The sequence below is a fragment of the Roseinatronobacter domitianus genome, from assembly GCF_023336755.1.
In the GTDB taxonomy this organism is placed as follows: Bacteria; Pseudomonadota; Alphaproteobacteria; order Rhodobacterales; family Rhodobacteraceae; genus Roseinatronobacter; species Roseinatronobacter domitianus.
Window position 1 is genome coordinate 126,466 of record NZ_JALZWP010000006.1, and the last position, 19,347, is coordinate 145,812.

Here is a 19,347-nt window from a genome sequence, read left to right on the forward strand (position 1 = left end):
GACCCGCACGGCACCAGTTTCCTGTCGCCAACAGGAAAGGGAACCGGGCGTCACGGCCCGTGTTCGAACCGGCTAATGGTTCGAACCTCTTGAGGGGCAGGCCGGGCAAACCGCCCTGCCCCAATTCCTTGAACCACCCGGCGCTTAGGCCGTCGCGGTTGGCACCGGCGCTTCCAATGCACTATAGGGCATCGGCGGCGGCGCGTTCTTGCTGTCCTCGGGCAGGAATTGCCCGACGACCCAGATCAGCCCGATGATCGCACCGATCCCCAGAAGCACCGCGGCGGCATAACCAGCACCCCGCAACATTTCTGACAGGATCCAGTTGCGCAGCCTTTGGCCGGGCGACTCTTCGATATAGTCATGCTGTGCCATGTTGACCTCCTCGATCAGTAGGTGGGACGATAGCCGCGCGTTTCAGCCCAGATCGCCCAGTTATCCACGACCGTGCCGGTCAGCAGGATACCGATCCCGCCGGTCAGCGTGGTCAGAACTGCGAACCACCAGGCCCAACGGTGGATACCTTCCATCGTGGCATTAAAGCCCATGGTCCAGCGCCAGAACAAGGCCGCCCGTTCACTTGCCGTGCCACGGTCCACGATCTGCTCCAGCTCGCGGTCGCCGCCGAAGCGAGAGACAGCAAGGATGGTTGCCCCATGCATGGCGAACAGCAAGGCCGAGCCATAAAGGAACACGATCGAAAGCGCGTGGAACGGATTGTAGAACAAGTTGCCGTAGCGCAGGCTGAACAGGTTGGTCCAGTCAAGGTGGGTGAAGATACCGTAAGGCACTGCTTCCGACCACGATCCCATCAGCAGCGGACGGAACAGACCCAGCACAAGGAACAGCCAGATGGCAGAGGCGAAGGCCCAGGCCACATGTTTGCCCATGCCCAAGGCTTCTGCCCGCAGATAGGTCCGCGCCCACCAGGTCATGACCGAGATGAGCAGGAAGAAGGACGCAATCAGGAAATAGCCCCCTTCACGCATCGGCGGGATGCTCAGGCCATATTCCGGCGCGGGCGGGTCCAGCGACAGCCAGAACAGATCGCGCAGGAAGACCGCCGGGTTATAGCCCGCCTGATCCCAGAACCACAGACCCACCATCACGAACCAGATGATGCCGGTCGCCAGTGAGATAACACCCAGCGTGCCCAGATAGATGGGCCCAAGCTGTGCATTGCCAAACCAGCCCAACAAGGTCGAGAAGCTGGCAGACTTGGTGCGGTTTTCCAGCTCTACGCCTTCAACCAGACCCATTTCCGGGGCGGCGCGCACCTGCACCTGTGTAAAGATGTTCTGATACTCAGCCATTGACGCCTCCTGCGATATCGGACCACCAAGGCAGGTTCAGCCACCAATCCCACCAATAGACCCACTGGTCGAACCAGATGGTGCCAGAGATGACGATACAGACCGCCGACCAGAACCCGGCATTGAGCGCCAGAAGCAGACCGACCCGGTGAATGCCCAGCGTGCCGACCGAATACCCGATCAAGTCACGGAAGAACGTGTCCTCGTGGTCGGGCGTCTTCATCAGCTCGCCCTTCTTGGGGTTTGCTGCCGACAGAACCAGCGCTCCATGCAGCGCCAGCGCCAGTGTCGTAGTGAAGAAGAACGTCACCGCGATCATATGCGCCGGGTTGTAGTGGAAGTTGCCGTAAGTGTAGCCGACATTCGACACCCAATCGAGATGCGTCCAGATGCCATACGGGAACGCATGTCCCCAAGCACCCATCAGCACAGGGCGAATGACAACCAGCGTCAGATAGGCGAAAATCGCCACACCAAAGGCGAAGGGCACATGATAGCCCATGCCCAGTTTGCGGCAGATTTCGACCTCTCGCAGCGCCCAGGACACGAAGGCCCCGATCGCGCAGATGGTCACAACCTGCCATAGCCCGCCTTCAAGCAGCGGTGCCGGACCCAACCCATAGGACAGGGGTGGGGGATTTATTGAAATAAGCCAGGGGTTCCAGGTGCCTTGCAGCACGGCCCCCCAAAAGATCAAGAGCGTTCCGAGAACCGCGAAGAACACGGTCGTTACCCCGAAAAAACCGACGTAAAACGGCCCGACCCAAAAGTCGAACAGGTTTCCGCCGACCAATGTGCCACCTGGCACACGGTATTTGCGCTCGAAGCTCAGCAGCGCCATGCTTCCCTCCGCTAAGGTGCGGCGGCCGTCAAGGCCGTCAATGAATGGTGAAGTTGGCCACGGGCAAAGGCATGACTGCCCATGCCCGCGGCACTATGTTTAGTCGAGCGGACGCTCGTACTTCTCGGCAGCAATCGTGAACCAGTTGTAGGACGGGTTCGACAGCAGCACGAGATGGATCATCGCGGCCAGAAGGAACAGGAACACGCCCTGTGCCACGAAAACGCGGCGCGGATCGAAGATCAGCCAGATTTTGTAAAACTTGCTCATTTCTCAATCCCCCTCAGAACCACGGACGCCAGATGAACACGGCCAAATGAGCCACGATGGCAACGACCGAAAACAGCCAAAGCCCGCTCATATAGACCGAGTGCAGTTCCTGGGCCTGCTCGTCGGTGAGACCTGTAAACGACAGATCAGAATTTTCAGCCATAGTATCCTCCGGATATAAGACTGTGCCGCACCCCCTGCGGCGGGGTTGGCAAGGGTTTCCCCCTGCCCTACCCACGGACGCAGCCCGCGGGAATTCTTGTCGCGCAGCGCCTTAGCTGCGGTAAATGATCGGCGCGATCGCGCGGGCATCAGCCACGGCGCGGCCCCATGGGCCAAGGCGCGGCAGGCGGCCCGTGGTGACGATGCGCCACGACCAGGTCAGCAAACCCACAACCAGCGCCAACGCGAAAACGGTGGCGAAATAAAAGCTGTATTCCCAGCCGCCATCACGCGGTTGATGATAAGCCTTCGGGGTATTGACGGTGTAGTCAGCCATGGTTGGTTCCTCCTGCTATCAGGCTCTGGCCGGCGCGGGGGCAATACCCCGAACCAATGCGGTGTCGACCTCGTCCGCGCCTTGGGCCAGCGCGGCTTTCTCGACCGCGTCACGCATGGTGCGCGCCGCCGAGATACGGGTCAGAATGGGGTGCTGTGCGACAATGCGGTCCAGTTCGGCTTTCGCCGCATCGGACCACGGCAGGTCGCGTCTCAGTTCGGCGGGCGTGGCCTCTGCCGCGTCCATCTCGCTGCCCAGTGGCAGAATATGGAACAAGGCATCAAACAGCCCGTTGCAGACTTCCTGCAAGACATAGGTTGCGCCCGCATAGCCCATCATCGGCGTGCCGGTATGACGGCGGATCGCCGCGCCCGGAAAGCTCGCGGGGATGAACGCAGGCGCAGGTCCGTGCCCGGCCTTCAATTCGGCCAGATACATCTTCTCATTGATGGACCCGAATACGATCAGCGGACGTTTTTCCGCCATCATGGCACGCACGCGGCCATTGTCGGTTTTCTTGCCGCGCGTGCGGGCCACCGCAAAGGCGCAGGGCATGCCCAGATCGTTTTCCAGATAGTTCCGCAGCCCGCGCGCATAGGTTTCATTGGCGACCACGGCGAAACTGGCAGTGGCGTAGAAATCCTGCGTGACAGAACGCCACAGATCCCACATCGGCTTCAGCGTCGAATGCTTCTCGCGGGTGATGAACGGCTCCGGGTCCAGCCCCAGCATGTCCCCAAGCTGGCGCAGGAATTTCGTCGTGCTGTCCATCCCGATCGGCGCTTGCAGATAAGGCTTGCCCAAAACTTCGCACAATCCGCGCCCAAATTCGCGATACATGCAGATGTTCACATCGGCATTCACAAGGTTGCGCATCTCGGCCAGATGCGCGCCCAGTGGCATGACCATGTTGACCTCTGCCCCGATGCCTTCGACAAGGCGGCGGATTTCGGCCAGATCAGACGGCATGTTGAACGTGCCATACATCGGCCCCAGAATATTCACGCGCGGGCGAGCGCCCTCTTCGCGCTTCTTCTCCGGCGGCATCCGGCCCTTGGTCATCCCGAATTCGGTGAAGATCCAGGTCATCGCACGGTCAGCGGCTTCCCACTGGTCCTCGTCGATGGTGCGCGGCAAAAAGCGTTGAATATTGGTGCCTTGCGGGGTCACACCGCCGCCAATCATCTCTGCAATGGACCCTGTCACCACCACGGCGGGCAAAGCGGGGTCGAGCGTTTTCCAGGCGCGTTTCATGGCGCCCTCGGTTCCGTCCCGACCCAACTCCTCCTCGCCGAGGCCCGTAACGACAATGGGCAATTCATGCGGCGGCAGCGCATCGGTGTAATGAAGCACCGATGTCACTGGCAGGTTTTCGCAGCCCACCGGGCCGTCGATAACCACCTGCAAGCCCTTGACGGCGCAGAACGCATAGACCGCGCCCCAATACCCGCCTGCCCTGTCGTGATCTTGTATCAGCATCAGATCATCTCCTGCGCTTTGGCAGCGCGCGCAGCTTTGTCCAGCTTCTTTTGGTGCGCGGCGCGGAAATCAGGGCGCAGGTTTGGCGACCCTTCCCAGATACCTGCCGTGTCGCCCTCGCCCACGCCCTCAAAGAAGTCGCGCATCTTGTCCATGCGCTCTTTCCCGGCGATTGCAGCGTTGACAACTTCACCCAAAGACCCGGCCCCGGCTGGCCCCATCAAGGGGCGCGCGGAAATGAGGTTGGTGAAATAGAGCGACGGCGTGCCCTTTTGCTTGGCGTGCTGCACCACGGGCGTGGTGCCGATGACCAAGTCGGGGTCAAGCCCATCCGCTGCCGCCAGATCATCTGCCAGCGACGCGCGGAATTTCACGGCCACGCCGCGCGCTTCCAGCCACTCGCGGTCGGCTTGGCTCCAGCGCGAGGCCGCGCAAGCCGTGCCTACATAAGCCACATCCGCGCCGCTTTCGATCAGCAGGCGTGCGACGATCAATTCAGAGCCTTCATAGCCCGACAAGGTGATCCGCCCCTTGATCGGGTTCGCGGCCAGCGCGCCCTTGATCGCGGGGATGAAGGCGTTTTGCGCCGCAGCCACCTGCGCGGGGTTCACGCCCATCGCATCGCCAATCGCGGCCAGCCAGTCATGCGTGCCGTCCACGCCCACGGGCGCAGAGCCGACAATGGGGCGGCCTGCCGCTTCAAATTCGCGCACCGCCGCCGAATAGAACGGGTGGATCGCCGCCACCGCCCCGCAATCGAGCGCGGCATACATCTCACGCCATTCGCGCGTGGGCACAACAGGGCCAGCAGCCAAGCCCATCGGGGCCAGCATCGCACCAATCATCATCGGGTCGGCGGGGAACATCTCGCCCAGCAGCGTCACGGTCGGGCGATCAGACCGGCCCGCTTTCGGCGCAGGCACCGGCCCGGCGGCCACTTCCTGGCGCGCATAGTTCAGCATGGCACCGGCCAGCACGTCTTTCGCTTCGGCATGGGTCGGAATGCCAAACCCCGGCACATCAATGCCGATAATCCGCACCCCGTTAATTTCCTTGGGCAACAGCCGCAGCGGCACGCCGCTGGCGGTGGGCACGCACAGGTTCGTCACCACGATCGCGTCATAGCGCTCCGGGTCGGCCATTTCATGCACGGAATCGCGGATATCCTCGAACAGCTTGCCCGTGACCAGCGTTTCCGAATTGAACGGCACATAGCCGACCGAGCGCCGCGCACCGTAGAAATGCGACACGAATGTCAGGCCATACACACAGCAGGCTGAACCACTCAGAACCGTCGCCACACGCCGCATCCGCAGGCCCACACGCAAAGACCCAAAGGCAGGGCACATGGATTCGGGGCGGTCATGCGGCCCTTGCGGGTAATCCTTGGCGAATTGGTCCAGCACCGCCCCATTGCCAGAGGCGCGCGCTTGCGCGGCCATCTGCTCGGCAGGCGCATGGCAGCCCATACCGTCGGGGGCGACAGCTTCTGGGGCATCCGCCTCAGGCAAATCGCTGTCCAGCACGTCAACCTCAACTTCGGCTGCGGCATCGTAGCTGACTTCACCCTTCATCTTGCCCGAAATACTCCGGGGGGAGTCGCCGCAGGCGGCGGGGGGCTGGCCCCCCGTGGGTGCTCCGAAATCCTCAGGCATCGTCATAGACCACTTCCAGCGAAACCTTTTCCACCGCGTTCTTGCCGCGCATATCGGTGTCGGTTGCCGGTTCCAGCACCACGTCGCCGCCGGTATCCTTACTGTCGAACAGGCCCAGCAGGCCGTTCTGATCCAGCGGCACCGGGCGCACGGGCGGGGCAATGCCCACGGCATCGGCCAAACCTTCGAACATCGGCCCCCATTGCCCGGCAGAGGTGCCGACAATCTGGTAATTGGCGGATTTCTTGCGCAGATCGTCATGGGCCGGGATGGCGGCCAGAACCGGAATGTCCACGGCCTTGGCGAAAGCCTGCGCCTCTCCGGTGCCGTCATCCTTGTTGATGACAAGCCCGGCCACGCCGACATTGCCGCCCATCTTGCGGAAATATTCCACCGCCGAGCAGACGTTATTGGCCACATACAGCGATTGCAGATCGTTACTGGCGACCAGGATCACCTTTTGCGCCATGTCGCGGGCAATCGGCAGGCCGAAGCCGCCGCAGACCACATCGCCCAGGAAATCGAGCAGGACATAGTCGAAATCCCAATCGTGGAAGCCCAGCTTTTCCAGCAGTTCAAAGCCGTGGATAATGCCGCGACCACCGCAACCGCGGCCCACTTCCGGACCACCAAGTTCCATCGCGAAAACGCCGTTGCGTTTGAAGCAGACATCACCGATGGCCACTTCCTCGCCGGCAAGCTTCTTGGCAGAGGATGTCTCGATAATCGTGGGGCAGGCTTTGCCGCCAAACAAAAGCGAGGTGGTGTCGGATTTCGGGTCGCAGCCGATAAGCAAGACGCGCTTGCCCATTTCGGCCATCATGCAAGACAGGTTTGCCAGCGTGAACGACTTGCCGATCCCGCCCTTGCCATAGATCGCGATGATCTGGGTGTGCTTGGTCGGCTCCGATTGCGGCACTTCCAGCGTCGGCTCTTCATTGGCCTCGTCGCGCAGGCGCTGGTCGAAGTCTTTGAGGTTCGGTATGTCGAGGGTCATGCAGTTGCCTCCCAGTCGATGATCATCTTCAGGCAGTCAGGATCGCTGAAGGCCGTCTCGTAGGCGGGGCCAGCCCGGTCGGGGCGTGCGTGGTGGGTAATCAGGCCGGAGAGCGACAGGCGGCCCGTGTCAATCAACTCGCGCGTGGCGATCAGATCCTCGGCCTGCCACTCGGCGGCGATGCGCAGGCGTGCTTCGCGCATGAAGGCGGGCACGAAATTGAACTGGATGGGCTTGGTGTAAAACCCGGCCAGCACCACTTCGCCACCCTTGGCAATGCGCCCGATCAGGCTGTCCAGCAGCCCTTCGGCGCCCGATGCGTCCATAATGACGTTGTAATCGCGGCGTGGGTCGGCGTCGGGGTGCAGCACCTCGTAGCCTTCGGCGCCGGTGCTGCGCGCCGGGTTCACCTCCCACACCGTGGGGGCTGGTGCGCCCATCGCGATAGCAATGCGCGCCATCAGGCGGCCCAGCACGCCATGGCCGATAATCAGCTCTGGCATAGTGGCATTCGGCCCAGCCAAAGCATGGCGCGCAGTTGCGGCCAAGGCCAGCAGCGCGCCTTCTGCCCCCATGGCGCGGTCAACACGGGTAACGCGGGCGGCATTGCTGACCAGATGGCGCGACGCCGCGCCGAACAGGCCAAACACCGGACCCGATTCGCCGGGCGCAAAGCAATTCGCACCGGGCACAAACACGCGCTCGCCGGGCTTGTAGCCGCTATCGGCACCCGCCTCGATCACTTCGCCGCAAGCCTCGTAGCCGGGAACCAGCGGGTAGCCCATGCCGGGAAATGGCGGCATGTCGCCGGTCCAGAACAATTTTTCGGTGCCGGTGGACACGCCCGAATGGTCGACACGGATGACCAGATCCTGCGGGCCCGCGGCTGTCAATTTCACAGCACCCAGCTTCAACTGGCGGGGTGCGGAAAGGATGATGGCTTGGGTCTGCACAGAGCGTCCTCGTTCGTCCTTCAAGGGGGTGTCACACTGACGTGACTCGGCCCCTATGTGTAATCTTAATGATACAGCACCAACTGTCAATCTTTATTGACAGTTATTTTGCCCGATCTTTAGGCAGTGCTGGTTTGCGCGCCTCGACCACCCCTGTAACGTAGGAACGGGCGGTTTTGGGCGCTGAAATGCCCGTAAAACCCGCTTTTGCGAGCGCGGCGCTGATTTCACCAACCGAACGCGTGCGCCCGGTTTGCATGGCCAAAGTGTAAACTGCGAAATACACATCGGTTTGCGGGTCGGGTTTTGGGCCGCCCGACATGGGTTCGATGACCAGAACGCGCCCACCCGGTGGCAGGGCGGCATAGACTGATGCCAACAGCGCCTCGACGGTGGCATCGGCATGGTCGTAAAGCACCCGCACCAAGCTGATCGCATCGGCCCCACCCGGCAGCGGATCGGCGCGGAAAGACCCGCCATGGCGCGCGACATCGGCAGGCAGAGCGGCTTGCGCGACCACATCGGGCAAGTCAAACAGCGACAGGGCAATATCTGGATAGCGCGCGCGCACCGCGCGCAGAAACGCGCCGGTGCCACCGCCAATATCCAACAGCCGCGTGACGCCCCGCAGGTCCAGCTTGCGCAATGCATCTTGCGCCACAAGGCCCTGACTGTCGGTCATCAGCCGCGAATAGCGCGCGGTTACATCCGGGTCCATCGGGCCAGTCGCGCCGAAGACATAGGGCCAGAACCGCGCCAGATCGGGATCGGTTTCGCCCCGGATAAAGGCAACCGGGTCGGTCAGGTCATTATACAGAACCGAGTGGTGCCGCACCATGTCGGCCAGCCCTGGCACACCCAGGAACGCCGCACCGCGCCGCGACAGTTTGAACTTCGCGCCACGCCGGACCATCACGCCCATCGCGGCCCCGGCTTGCGCCAGGATCGCCATACGCTCGGGCGGCACTTGCGCGCGCAGGGCCAGGGCATCTGCCGTCGCAGGCCCATCGGCCAGCATGTGCAACACACGCAATTCCACCAGGGCGGTCAGCATCTGGCTTTGCACGAAGCCTTGCATCAGATCGAACAGCGCCGCGCCCTCGCGCCGGGCAATGCCCCGCAATCCGGGAACCCGTGCGCAAAACGCCTGAAACCGGGGGGACGCCGCCAGCCGGTTCACCAGCCCCGCCGGTCGGAAGGGCTGCTCTGGGGCGGTCATGTCAGACATAGTTTACACCCGAACCGGTGCGACAGGGGTCATCCGCTCGGCATAAAGCCGGACAAGCTGCGCCAACTGCCCTTCGCCGGGGCAAGACGGAATGGACGCAATCGCGCCCGACAGGATATCCTGCAAATGCTTGATGGCACCTTGCACGCCCAATTCCTCGACCGCCGAGGGGCGGGCATTGGCGGCATCTTGACCGGCGGGCTTGCCAAGCGCGGCTTCGTCATAGAGCGCATCGCGCAGGTCATCGGCCACCTGAAACGCCTCGCCAATACGCGCGCCAAGTTCTTCCCAGGGTTCGGGCTCTTGCCCGGCGGCCAGCGCGCCCATCTGGGTTGCAGCCACGAACAGCGCGGCGGTTTTCGACATATGATAGGCGCGCAGATCGACCTGTGCCTCGCTTTCCCAGCCCTGCCCCGCGCAAATGCCATGCGGCATGCCCGTGTGTCGTGCCAGCAAACGCACCAGTTTCAACGCGCGCGCGGCGTCTTGGTCGGCCGCGCGGCCCAACTCGTCGAATGCCGCAATAATCAGGCTGTCACCCGTCAGCACCGCCAAGGGTTCGGAAAACGCCAGATGCACAGTCGGTTTGCCGCGCCGGAAATCGGCATTGTCAAAGGCAGGCAGATCATCATGCACAAGGCTCGCGCAATGGATCAGCTCTAGCGCAATCGCTGCCGAATCGGCCATCGCAGGGCGGTCATCGCCGCAAGCCTTGGCAACCGACAGGCAGATCGTGGGACGGATGCGCGCGCCACCCGGCGTGACCGCGTAATGCAGCGCTGCGGCCAAGCGACCCGGCACCGCGCCATCGGGCGCGCTTGCCCCTTGGGCGCGGGAAATCGCGGCGCTCATCGCCTTGTCGATTCGGTGGCTCAGGTCCATGGCGACCTCCCTTGGCTGCATCTGTCAGAACAAATGGACATGTATGTGTAAATTACACTGGACAGTTTCGCACAAAGAGTCAAGAATTCCTGACATGACCCTTGAAGATCACCAGATCGCCATTGTCGGCGCCGGGATGGGCGGGCTGGCCGCGGGCATTCGTCTTGCTGCCTCCGGGCATGAGGTGACGATATACGAGTCGCATGGCTGGCCGGGCGGCAAGATGCGCACGGTGCCCACGGACGCAGGCCCGGTCGATGCCGGGCCAACGGTGCTGACCCTGCGCGATGTCTTGGATGACCTGTTCGCCGCCACAGGCAGCGCGACAGAAGACCACGTCACCCTAACGCCCCTTCCCATTCTGGCCCGGCATTTCTGGACCGATGGCACGCGGCTGGACCTGACGCATGACCCGGCCCAAAACACCGCCGCCATTGCCGATGCGATGGGGGCCAAAGCCGCGCGCGAGTTCGAGCGTTTCAGCGTCGAGACCCGCGCGCTGTTCCAAGCCTTTGACGCGCCCATCATGCGCAGCGCCCGCCCCGGCGTTCTGGCCTCTGCCCGTGCTGCGCTCGCAGCGCGCGCAACCCTGCCGTGGCTCGCGCCCGGACGGTCGCTGGATGCCATGTTGCACGCCCGCCTGTCGGACCCGCGCCTGCGCCAGCTCTTCGGGCGCTATGCAACCTATGTCGGCGGCAACCCGCTTCTGGCCCCCGCCGTGCTGGGGCTTGTCTGGCAGGCCGAAGCGGCGGGCGTCTGGGCGGTGCAAGGCGGCATGGCGCGGCTGGCACATGCCTTGGCCACGGTGTTCGAACGTCTGGGCGGAACGCTGCGATTGAACACACCTGTTGCGCGCATCCTGACCGAACATGGCCACGCCACCGGCCTGCATCTGGCCGATGGCACACGCATAGGCACCCGCCAGATCGTCTTCAATGGCGACCCGGCGGCGCTGCCCTACCTGTTGGAGCAACCCGCCAAAGCGCCCAAACGCCGCCAGACCCATCCGCGCAGCCTGTCGGCGCGCGTCTGGACCTTTGCCGCCGAAGTCGCGCCCAAGGGTTTGGGCCGCGACGCGCTGGCCTATCACACCCTGTTTTTCGCAGACACCCCGCAAGCGGAATTCGCGCCGCTGTCCAAGGGCCGCACACCGCAAGACCCGACCATCTATGTCTGCGCGCAGGACCGCGCATCGGGCCACGCGCCGCAGGGGCCAGAGCGGTTTCAGTTCATCCTTAATGCGCCTGCAACCACGCCGGGCGAAGCCGAGAAAGAGCCATCATGTCAAACTCACCCCTTCGACCGGCTGGCGCGTTTCGGCCTGCATCTGACCCCGCGCCCCACAGCGGACAGCCTGACGACACCACAACACTTCGCGGCGCTGTTCCCGCACAGCCAGGGGGCACTCTACGGGCTATCACCGAACGGTGCCGCCGCGACCTTCCTGCGGCCCACGGCGCGCACGAAAATCAAGGGTCTGTATCTGGCGGGGGGCGGGGTGCATCCGGGAGCGGGCGTGCCGATGGCGCTGATCTCGGGGGGGCACGCGGCGGCAGCGGCGCTCAGCGACCGGATTTCACCCGTCAGGTCGGCCCGAACGGCTATGCTTGGTGGTATGTCGACGGCATCAGCGATTGCGGCACCCGCGCCATCTCGGTCATCGGGTTCATAGGGTCGGTTTTCTCGCCGTGGTATAAATGGTCCGGGCGGCGCGATCCGGCCAATCATTGCTGCATCAACGTGGCGACCTATGGCCCCAAAGGGCGGTTCACCATGACCGACCGGGGCCGCGCGGCCCTGCGCCAGTCCGAAGATGTGTTCGAGGTTGGCCCGTCGTCGATGCGCTGGGAGGGCGACAAGCTGGTGATCGAGGTCAATGAGATCTCCTCCCCCCCGCTTATCAGCCGGGTGCGCGGCACGATCACGCTGCATCCCGAAGCGCTGTTCGGGCAGGTGCACGACCTGACACCGGACGGTAGCCATTCGTGGCAGCCCTTCGCCCCCATCGCGCGCATAGAGGTAGACCTGTCGCCCGGCCACACATGGCAGGGCCACGGCTATTTTGATGCCAATTTCGGGTCAGCGGCGCTGGAAGATGATTTCAACTACTGGACATGGGGCCGCTTCCCGCGCAGCCACGGGGCCACTTGCTTTTACGATGCCGTGCTGCGCGACGGGTCGGAACAATCCACGGCTTTGCATTTCCACCGCGACGGGCGGATGGAGCATATCACCGCCCCGCCCCGCGCGCGCTTTGCCCGCAGCCTATGGGCCGTGCGGCGCGAAACGCGGGCGGATGCGGGTGTTGTGCCACGACAGATCATGCCCATGCTGGACGCGCCGTTCTACACCCGCTCTGCCGTGCGGACGGTCATCGACGGAGAGCCGTCTGTGGGCGTGCATGAAGCGCTTGACCTGCGCCGCTACGCCCAACCGCTGCTAAAGCCGATGCTCGCCGTGCGCGTGCCCCGCCGCAAGGGGTGGCGGTTTCAGGATGCGGCGGGCTAGCGGGCAGCGGATGGCCGGGGCCTGCCGCTTCCGTCCGTGGCGATAGGCACTTTATGGCAGCCAAATCCGTCGGACCTGCCAACGACGCACTTGCGTCAGCCAAAGCGGCTGGCCGCCGGACCGGCCATCCGCTGCCCGTGGGGCGCTACGCGCCTGTTAACCACGGGCGAGGGTCAGCCGCTCACCTTCGTCAAATCCGCCACCTGCAAGCAGGTCGCGCGAATACGGTGCAGCAGGTTCAGGCGGTTGCGGCGCAGGATCTGGTTTTCGGCATTGATCTGAACGGCGTCGAAAAACGCATCAATCGGCGCGCGCAGTCCCGCCATGGCCTGCATGGCGGTGGCGAAATCCTCGGATTGCATGGCGGGGGTGATCGCGGCCTCGGCTTGGTCCAGCGCCGCGAACAACGCGCGTTCCGCGTCGGTTTCGGCCAGTTTCGGATCGGGGCCGAAGCTGTATTCCACCCCGTCCTTGTCCTCGGCTTGCGTCAGAATGTTGTTCGCCCGCTTGAAGCCCTGCAACAGGTTCTCGCCATCGTCGGTTTTCAGCAGATCGCTCAACGCCTCGGCGCGTTTGACCAGAAGCGTCAGGTCATCATTGCCGGGCATGGCAAGGCAGGCGTCGATGACGTCATGCCGGATGCCTTGATCGCGCAGGTAAACCTTGAGGCGGTCGTGGAAAAACGAGGTTAAGCCAACCGCACTTTCAAGCATTCTTTGCAACAAAATATTTGAACTCTCCAACTCAGAAAGCGCACGCTTTTTGTCAGACAGAACTTGTGAAAGCCCTAAGAGCGCCAACTCTTCGTCAAATAAGCCCTTTTCGAAGCCTGCTTTTATTTTCATGATCTTTGACAAACCCTCGTCCTCGGCTGTCGGACCATCTAGTAGTTCCTCATCAAGCATATCGTGGGAAATGCCGAGGTGCTCACATAATTGAACTGGCAGATATAGCTTCAAAGGGATCGTTAACTGCCCCTCTAACACCAACCGAATAACCCCCAACGCCGATCGGCGCAGCGCGAAAGGGTCTTTCGAGCCGGTGGGCTTTTCGTCAATCGCCCAGAACCCGGTCAGCGTGTCCAGCTTGTCGGCCAAAGCCACGGCAACCGTCACCGGCGCGGTGGGCACAGCGTCGGACGGGCCGAGGGGGGAGTAATGGTCGCGGCAGGCATCGGCCACTTCCGGCGCATAGCCACCTTGCAGCGCGTAATACCGCCCCATAACCCCTTGAAGTTCCGGGAATTCCCCCACCATGCCCGAGCGCAGATCGGCCTTGGCCACGCGGGCGGCCTGTTCTGCCATTTCGGCATCGGCCCCCACCAGCGGCGCAATCTCTCTCGCCAGCGCCGCGATGCGGTCAATCCGGTCGGCCTGTGACCCCAGCTTGTTGTGGAAGGTCACATCGGACAGCCCTGCCCCCATGCCTTCGAGTTTCACATCAGAAACCAGCCGCAAGTCGTTGTCCCAGAAGAATTTCGCATCTGACAGCCTGGCCGCCAGAACCTTTTGATTCCCCGCCAGAATGGTCGCGCCCTGATCCGCCGTATCGCGGTTGGCGACCGTGACAAACCCCACGATCTGGCCAGATTTCGGGTCGCGCACCGAGAAAAACTTCTGGTGTTCCTTCATAGAGGTTTGCAGCACTTCCGGCGGTAGGTCCAAGAACTGTTCTTCAATCCGCCCCATCAACACCACAGGCCATTCGACCAGTCCCGCGACCTCGGCCAGCAGGCCCTTATCCTCGACCAGTTCCAACCCTTGGGCGAAGGCCAACTGCGACGCCTCGTTCCAAATATGGCCCGCGCGCTCGGATGGGTCCAAGATCACCTTGGAACGCTTTAGCTTCGCCGCGTAATCCTCGAAATTCGCGACAGAAAACGTATCCGGCGCCATGAAGCGATGCCCGCGCGTGGTGTCACCCGACACGATCCCGTCCACGTCCAACGGGACCACTTCGGCCCCATCCTCACGCGACAGGATGCACAGGATGGAATGCAATGGCCGCACCCAGCGCAACGCGCCTTCGCCCCAGCGCATCGACTTCGGCCATGGGAAGTTGCGGATCGTGCGCTCCAGCACTTCGGCCACGATCATGGGGGCGGCGCGCCCTTCGGTCGTGACGGTGGCAACGTAAACCTGCCCCTTCTTGTCGTCCTGAATGCTCAGGTCGTCCATGCTCAGACCCGTTGAGCGCAGGAACCCCTCAATGGCCTTTTCCGGCGCGCCAACCTTTGGCCCACGCCGTTCCTCGCGCAGGGTCGGGCTATGCTCCGTCAGCCCCTGCACCGCCAGCGCCAGACGGCGCGGCGTGGCAAAAGCTTGCGCATGGGCATAGGTCAGCCCCGCCTCTACCAGCCCATCCGTGACAAGCTTTTTCAGCGCGTCCGACGCGCCCGCCTGCATCCGCGCCGGAATTTCCTCGGAGAAGAGTTCGATCAATAGGTCAGCCATGGGTCATTCGGTCCGTTGGGGCGGAGGGGGGCAGCCCGGCGGCACCGGGTCACCATCGAAATGCGCGGTGCCGCAGGCGTTGATCTGGTGCCACGCATAGCCGCGACCATCGGAGAAAATGGCGGCAACGCGATCAATGCCGTAGGTGATATTGGCCTGCGCCGTAACGGCCTGCGCGCTGCCATTGTCCAGAGCCGCGCCAATGGCGGCAGCGTCGAAACAGTCGAACCAGCCGGGGGCGTTTAGCGGGGTTGCATTGTCATAGGGCGCGAAATCGGCAGGCTCTGCCAGCGTGAAACAGGCGCGAAACCGGATCGGAGAGGAAATCGCATCGATCCCTTCGAACCCGGTCACGGGCACCTCGGTCGGCGTTGTGTCGCCCGCATAGGTCAGCGCAATGCTGTTCTGTTCCGGCAGCGTGTCGTAATAGCCGTAAACCTGCAAATACCACATGCCCGCGCCGCCCAAAGCGGCACTGGCCAGCAGAATGACAACAAGGAAACGGCCCATTATGCCCCACCCGCTTCGGTCTGCACGAAAGCATCGGCGCACATTTTGGCCAGCGCCCGCACCCGCCCGATATAGGCTTGGCGTTCGGTCACGGAAATAACGCCGCGCGCATCGAGCAGGTTGAAGAGATGCGACGCCTTGATGCATTGGTCATAGGCCGGGTGCGCCATGATGATGCTGCGACCTGCGCTGTCGGTGGTGTCGGCGGTCAGGATGCGTTGGCATTCGGCTTCGGCATCTTTGAAATGCTGCAAAAGCGTGTCGGTATCCGCCTGATCGAAATTCCAACGCGAATATTCCTGTTCGGTCTGGCGGAACACATCGCCATATGTCAGCGGGATCAACGCATCGGGCGCGTTGAACGGCATGTCCATGACGTGATCCACGCCCAGAACATACATCGCCAGACGTTCCAAGCCGTAAGTTAATTCGCCAGAGACCGGCTTGCAATCATGCCCACCGACCTGCTGGAAATAGGTGAATTGCGACACTTCCATACCGTCGCACCAGACTTCCCAGCCCAGACCCCAAGCGCCAAGCGTGGGCGATTCCCAGTCATCCTCGACAAAGCGGATGTCATGCAGCGCATCATCAATCCCGATGGCGCGCAAGCTGCCCAAATACAGCTCTTGCAGATCGGGCGGCGAGGGTTTGATGATGACCTGATACTGGTAATAATGCTGCAAGCGGTTCGGGTTCTCACCGTAGCGCCCGTCGGTCGGGCGGCGCGAGGGTTGCACATAGGCCGCGGCCCAATGCCTGGTTCCCAAAGCGCGCAAGGTCGTGGCCGGGTGAAACGTGCCCGCGCCCACTTCCATGTCATAGGGTTGCAGCACCGCGCAGCCTTTGGCGGCCCAGTAGTTTTGCAACCTCAGGATGATTTCCTGAAAGCATGCAGGCTTTTGTGAACGGTTTTCAGCGGCTTCCGCCATGTCGGCCCCTTGCCATGTCAGCGCAATCTCGTAAAGCTGCGTCTGCATAGGCAAGCATCCGTCAAGGGTCAACGCCGAAACCGGGCGCTTGGGTCCGGCAACTGGATACGGGGAAGGAATTGAACAAAATGACACGGTATTTCAGCATTGCGGCATTTCTGGCCGCAGGCGTTTCGGGGTTGGCGCTTGGTCCGGCGCTTGCGCAAGACAGCCGATGGGTGCAACTTGAAGCGCATCGCGAGTTGGATGTGGCGCTGACCCGCGCGCAAGAATATCAATCCAGCATCGGCAATGTCAGCGGGTTTCAATTGCCCTCGGACTGGTATGCGCTGACCCTTGGCCCATTTGAGACCGATACCGACGCTTTCGAGGTTCGCCGCCAGTTGCGCGCCGAACGCGCCATACCGGCCGACGCTTTCGTGTCGAATGGCGAGAATTACGGCGCGCGGTTTTTCCCGACAGACGGGGCGGCTGTGGCGCCTGTTGTGACGTCGCAAGCTGCTCCGGCCGCAGAGCCGGAGCCTCTGGTCGTGGCCGCACCCGAACCAGAGCCCGAGGAAACCCTGCGCGAGGCGCAGGCCTCCGAGCGGCAACTCGACCGCGACGCCCGCGCCGAACTGCAAACCGCGCTGCAATGGTTCGGCTTTTACACGCAACGCATTGACGCCGCTTTCGGCCCCGGCACGCGCAGATCCATGGCGGCATGGCAGGCAGATCGCGGGTTCGACGATACCGGGGTGCTGACCACCCGCCAGCGCGCGCAATTGCTGGCCGAATATCAGGGCGAATTGGCCGCTTTGGGGATGCAGACCATTCGCGACGAAGATGCGGGCATAGAGATTGCGCTGCCGCTGGCCATGGTCGCGTTCGACCGTCACGAGGCGCCTTTCTCGCATTTCATGGCCAAAGATGACAGCGGTGTGCAGGTCTTGCTGCTCAGCCAGCCCGGCAATCAGGCGACCCTGTTCGGCTTGTATGAGATCATGCAAACGCTGGAAATCGTCCCTCTGGACGGGGAGCGCGAACGACGGTCGAATTCCTTCACCCTGACCGGACAGACTGAAAACTTGCGGTCGCATACCGTCGCAGAGTTCCGCAACGGGCAAATCAAGGGCTACACACTGGTCTGGACGCCCGAGCGCGACGACCAGATGGCCCGCGTGCTGCCGATGATGCAAGATAGCTTCACGACCTTCGGCGGCACCCTTCCCGAAAGCACCGGCCAGGCCAGCCAGGTCGCGCGCAGCGCGCTGCTGGCGGGGCTGAGCGTCCGGCGGCCTGATTATTCACGGTCGGGCTTCTATATCGACGCGACCGGCACAACCGTGACCACCGCCGCGGCTGTCGCCCAATGCGACCGCGTCACCCTTGATGAGGCTTACACAGCCCGCGTCCGTGCCCGCGATGACGCGCTGAACATCGCCGTGCTGGAACCCGAAACACCGCTGGTGCCACTGGCCTTCGCGCAATTCGCCGAAGGCGATATGCCGCTCGGGCAAGAGATCACGATTTCCGGGTTTTCCTTTGAAGATATGCTGACCCGCCCGGTGCTCACCTTTGGTCGGCTGGATGCAGAGGGCGGGCTAAACGGCGAGGCCGGTGTGCTGCGTCTGAACGCCACCGTGGCACAGGGCGATCTGGGCGGGCCGGTCTTTGGTCCGAACGGCGCGGTTCTGGGCTTGCTTTCGGGGCAGCCACCAATGGACAACCGCCAACTGCCGCCAGAGGTGAATTTCGCCGTCTCGGCCGACGCGATCCGGGGCTTTCTGTCGGAAAACGGCGTCTCCAGCGGGACGCTACGCAGCGGTGTCACAGTCCCGCCCGAACAGTTGACGCGGGTTGCGGGCGATCTGACGGTGCTTGTATCCTGCTGGAACTGAACCGCGCCCCGCACATACAAAAAAGCCGCATCATTGAATGCGGCTTTTTCTTTCCAGAACGCAAATGTTCTCAGGCGACATTCTCCAGCGCGACCTGCGGCTGCACACCCAGCGCGTGGCAGACATCGCGGGTCAGATGCGGGCGGTTCAGCGTGTAGAAATGCAGGTCCTGCACACCCTCGCGCATCAGTTTGTCGCATAGCTCGGTGCACAGCGCGGTCGCCAGCAGATCCTCACGCCCGTCACGCTTGGCCTTCTCGAAGGCATCATCCAGCCAAGCGGGCACAGTGGCCCCCGTGGCCAGCGCGAATTTGCGAATGCCGGGCCAGTTCTCAATCGGGACAATGCCGGGAATGATCGGGCGGTCAATCCCTTCGGCCGCGCAGGCATCGCGAAACCGCAGGAAGGTGTCCGGCTCGAAAAAGAACTGGGTGATCGCAGAATGCGCGCCGGCGGCGAATTTGCGCTTCAACCACCGCACATCGGCCAAGCTGTCGGCGGCTTCGGGGTGCGGTTCCGGGTAAGCGCCCACACGTAGGTTGAAATTGCCGGTCGCGGCCAGCGCCTCGATCAGCTCGATCGAATTGGCGAACCCCTCGGGATGTGCCGTGAACCCGCCCTGCCCTTTCGGCGGATCGCCCCGCAGCGCCACAATTTCCGACACGCCCGCCTTGGCGTAGCTGTCGGCAATGGCCAATGTTTCCGCGCGGGTGGCGTCCACACAGGTCAGGTGCGCGGAAACGTTCAGGTCGAACTGTTTGCCGATGGTTGTCACCGCCTCATGCGTCAACTGCCGCGTGGTGCCGCCCGCGCCATAGGTCACGGACACAAATTCCGGGCCAAGCGGCGCCAACATGCGCACCGTGTCCCACAGCTTGAAGCTGGCTTCCAGCGTCTTGGGCGGGAAGAATTCAAACGAGACGCGCGGTGCAGACATGGATAAAACT

General features: G+C 62.9%; 19 protein-coding genes. 3 read left to right on the forward strand and 16 right to left on the reverse strand.

All coding sequences use genetic code 11. The features are described from left to right. Positions 1-144: 144 nt before the first annotated feature. From pufX to M3N55_RS08130, 12 genes are all read right to left on the reverse strand, one after another. Positions 145-375 (reverse strand): RC-LH1 core complex protein PufX, encoded by a 231-nt coding sequence (pufX, locus tag M3N55_RS08075; protein ID WP_249058020.1) that lies wholly within the window; start codon positions 373-375, stop codon positions 145-147. Between the two features lie 14 nt (positions 376-389). Then, entirely contained in the window at positions 390-1,313 is a 924-nt protein-coding gene (gene pufM / locus M3N55_RS08080; RefSeq protein WP_249058021.1) for a photosynthetic reaction center subunit M, read from the reverse strand. Next, positions 1,306-2,154: a photosynthetic reaction center subunit L gene (pufL, locus tag M3N55_RS08085; protein WP_249058022.1), complete on the reverse strand. Its 849-nt coding sequence runs from the start codon at positions 2,152-2,154 to the stop codon at positions 1,306-1,308. Before pufL ends, pufM begins: the two co-directional genes overlap by 8 nt. A gap of 99 nt (positions 2,155-2,253) precedes the next feature. Further along, complete coding sequence (gene pufA, locus M3N55_RS08090; RefSeq protein WP_249058023.1) at positions 2,254-2,424, reverse strand: light-harvesting antenna LH1, alpha subunit; 171 nt, start codon at positions 2,422-2,424, stop codon at positions 2,254-2,256. A 13-nt stretch (positions 2,425-2,437) separates the two neighbouring features. After that, positions 2,438-2,587 (reverse strand): light-harvesting antenna LH1, beta subunit, encoded by a 150-nt coding sequence (gene pufB / locus M3N55_RS08095; RefSeq protein ID WP_249058024.1) that lies wholly within the window; start codon positions 2,585-2,587, stop codon positions 2,438-2,440. A gap of 111 nt (positions 2,588-2,698) precedes the next feature. After that, positions 2,699-2,923: a cytochrome PufQ gene (pufQ, locus tag M3N55_RS08100; protein ID WP_249058025.1), complete on the reverse strand. Its 225-nt coding sequence runs from the start codon at positions 2,921-2,923 to the stop codon at positions 2,699-2,701. An 18-nt stretch (positions 2,924-2,941) separates the two neighbouring features. Then, on the reverse strand, positions 2,942-4,402 hold the full coding sequence (gene bchZ / locus M3N55_RS08105; protein WP_249058026.1) for a chlorophyllide a reductase subunit Z: 1,461 nt from the start codon (positions 4,400-4,402) through the stop codon (positions 2,942-2,944). Then, on the reverse strand, positions 4,402-5,976 hold the full coding sequence (gene bchY, locus M3N55_RS08110) for a chlorophyllide a reductase subunit Y (protein WP_249058083.1): 1,575 nt from the start codon (positions 5,974-5,976) through the stop codon (positions 4,402-4,404). Before bchY ends, bchZ begins: the two co-directional genes overlap by 1 nt. A 73-nt stretch (positions 5,977-6,049) precedes the next feature. Next, positions 6,050-6,976: a chlorophyllide a reductase iron protein subunit X gene (locus tag M3N55_RS08115; RefSeq protein WP_428982632.1), complete on the reverse strand. Its 927-nt coding sequence runs from the start codon at positions 6,974-6,976 to the stop codon at positions 6,050-6,052. 74 nt (positions 6,977-7,050) lie between these two features. Beyond that, positions 7,051-8,007: a chlorophyll synthesis pathway protein BchC gene (gene bchC / locus M3N55_RS08120; RefSeq protein WP_249058028.1), complete on the reverse strand. Its 957-nt coding sequence runs from the start codon at positions 8,005-8,007 to the stop codon at positions 7,051-7,053. Between the two features lie 103 nt (positions 8,008-8,110). After that, the gene (locus M3N55_RS08125) at positions 8,111-9,235 is read right to left on the reverse strand and encodes a methyltransferase (RefSeq protein WP_249058029.1); all 1,125 of its coding nucleotides are present in this window, start codon (positions 9,233-9,235) and stop codon (positions 8,111-8,113) included. Between the two features lie 3 nt (positions 9,236-9,238). Then, positions 9,239-10,117, reverse strand: a complete 879-nt coding sequence (locus M3N55_RS08130) for a polyprenyl synthetase family protein (RefSeq protein WP_249058030.1) — start codon at positions 10,115-10,117, stop codon at positions 9,239-9,241. A gap of 94 nt (positions 10,118-10,211) precedes the next feature. Here M3N55_RS08130 and crtD point away from each other — a divergent pair, with 94 nt between their 5' ends. Together crtD and crtC are read left to right on the forward strand one after the other, a co-directional pair. Then, the gene (crtD, locus tag M3N55_RS08135) at positions 10,212-11,789 is read left to right on the forward strand and encodes a 1-hydroxycarotenoid 3,4-desaturase CrtD (protein ID WP_249058031.1); all 1,578 of its coding nucleotides are present in this window, start codon (positions 10,212-10,214) and stop codon (positions 11,787-11,789) included. Then, positions 11,744-12,625: a carotenoid 1,2-hydratase gene (crtC, locus tag M3N55_RS08140; RefSeq protein ID WP_249058084.1), complete on the forward strand. Its 882-nt coding sequence runs from the start codon at positions 11,744-11,746 to the stop codon at positions 12,623-12,625. The genes crtD and crtC overlap by 46 nt, the downstream gene beginning before the upstream one ends. A gap of 173 nt (positions 12,626-12,798) precedes the next feature. On the opposite strand, the gene glyS is transcribed toward crtC, so the two are convergent. Genes glyS through M3N55_RS08155 form a run of 3 tightly spaced genes read right to left on the reverse strand, consistent with a single transcriptional unit; the run spans position 12,799 to position 16,520 of the window. Next, positions 12,799-15,078, reverse strand: a complete 2,280-nt coding sequence (gene glyS, locus M3N55_RS08145; protein ID WP_249058032.1) for a glycine--tRNA ligase subunit beta — start codon at positions 15,076-15,078, stop codon at positions 12,799-12,801. Between the two features lie 3 nt (positions 15,079-15,081). Further along, on the reverse strand, positions 15,082-15,588 hold the full coding sequence (locus tag M3N55_RS08150; protein WP_249058033.1) for a DUF6446 family protein: 507 nt from the start codon (positions 15,586-15,588) through the stop codon (positions 15,082-15,084). Beyond that, positions 15,588-16,520 carry a glycine--tRNA ligase subunit alpha gene (locus M3N55_RS08155; protein ID WP_249058085.1) on the reverse strand — a complete coding sequence of 311 codons (933 nt, stop codon included), beginning with the start codon at positions 16,518-16,520 and terminating at the stop codon, positions 15,588-15,590. Before M3N55_RS08155 ends, M3N55_RS08150 begins: the two co-directional genes overlap by 1 nt. A gap of 128 nt (positions 16,521-16,648) precedes the next feature. Between M3N55_RS08155 and M3N55_RS08160 the strand changes: the two genes are divergently transcribed. Continuing rightward, positions 16,649-18,400, forward strand: a complete 1,752-nt coding sequence (locus M3N55_RS08160) for a serine protease (RefSeq protein ID WP_249058034.1) — start codon at positions 16,649-16,651, stop codon at positions 18,398-18,400. A gap of 70 nt (positions 18,401-18,470) precedes the next feature. On the opposite strand, the gene metF is transcribed toward M3N55_RS08160, so the two are convergent. After that, a complete protein-coding gene (metF, locus tag M3N55_RS08165) occupies positions 18,471-19,337 on the reverse strand; it encodes a methylenetetrahydrofolate reductase [NAD(P)H] (RefSeq protein WP_249058035.1) in 867 nt (288 codons plus the stop codon). Between the last annotated feature and the right edge of the window lie 10 nt (positions 19,338-19,347).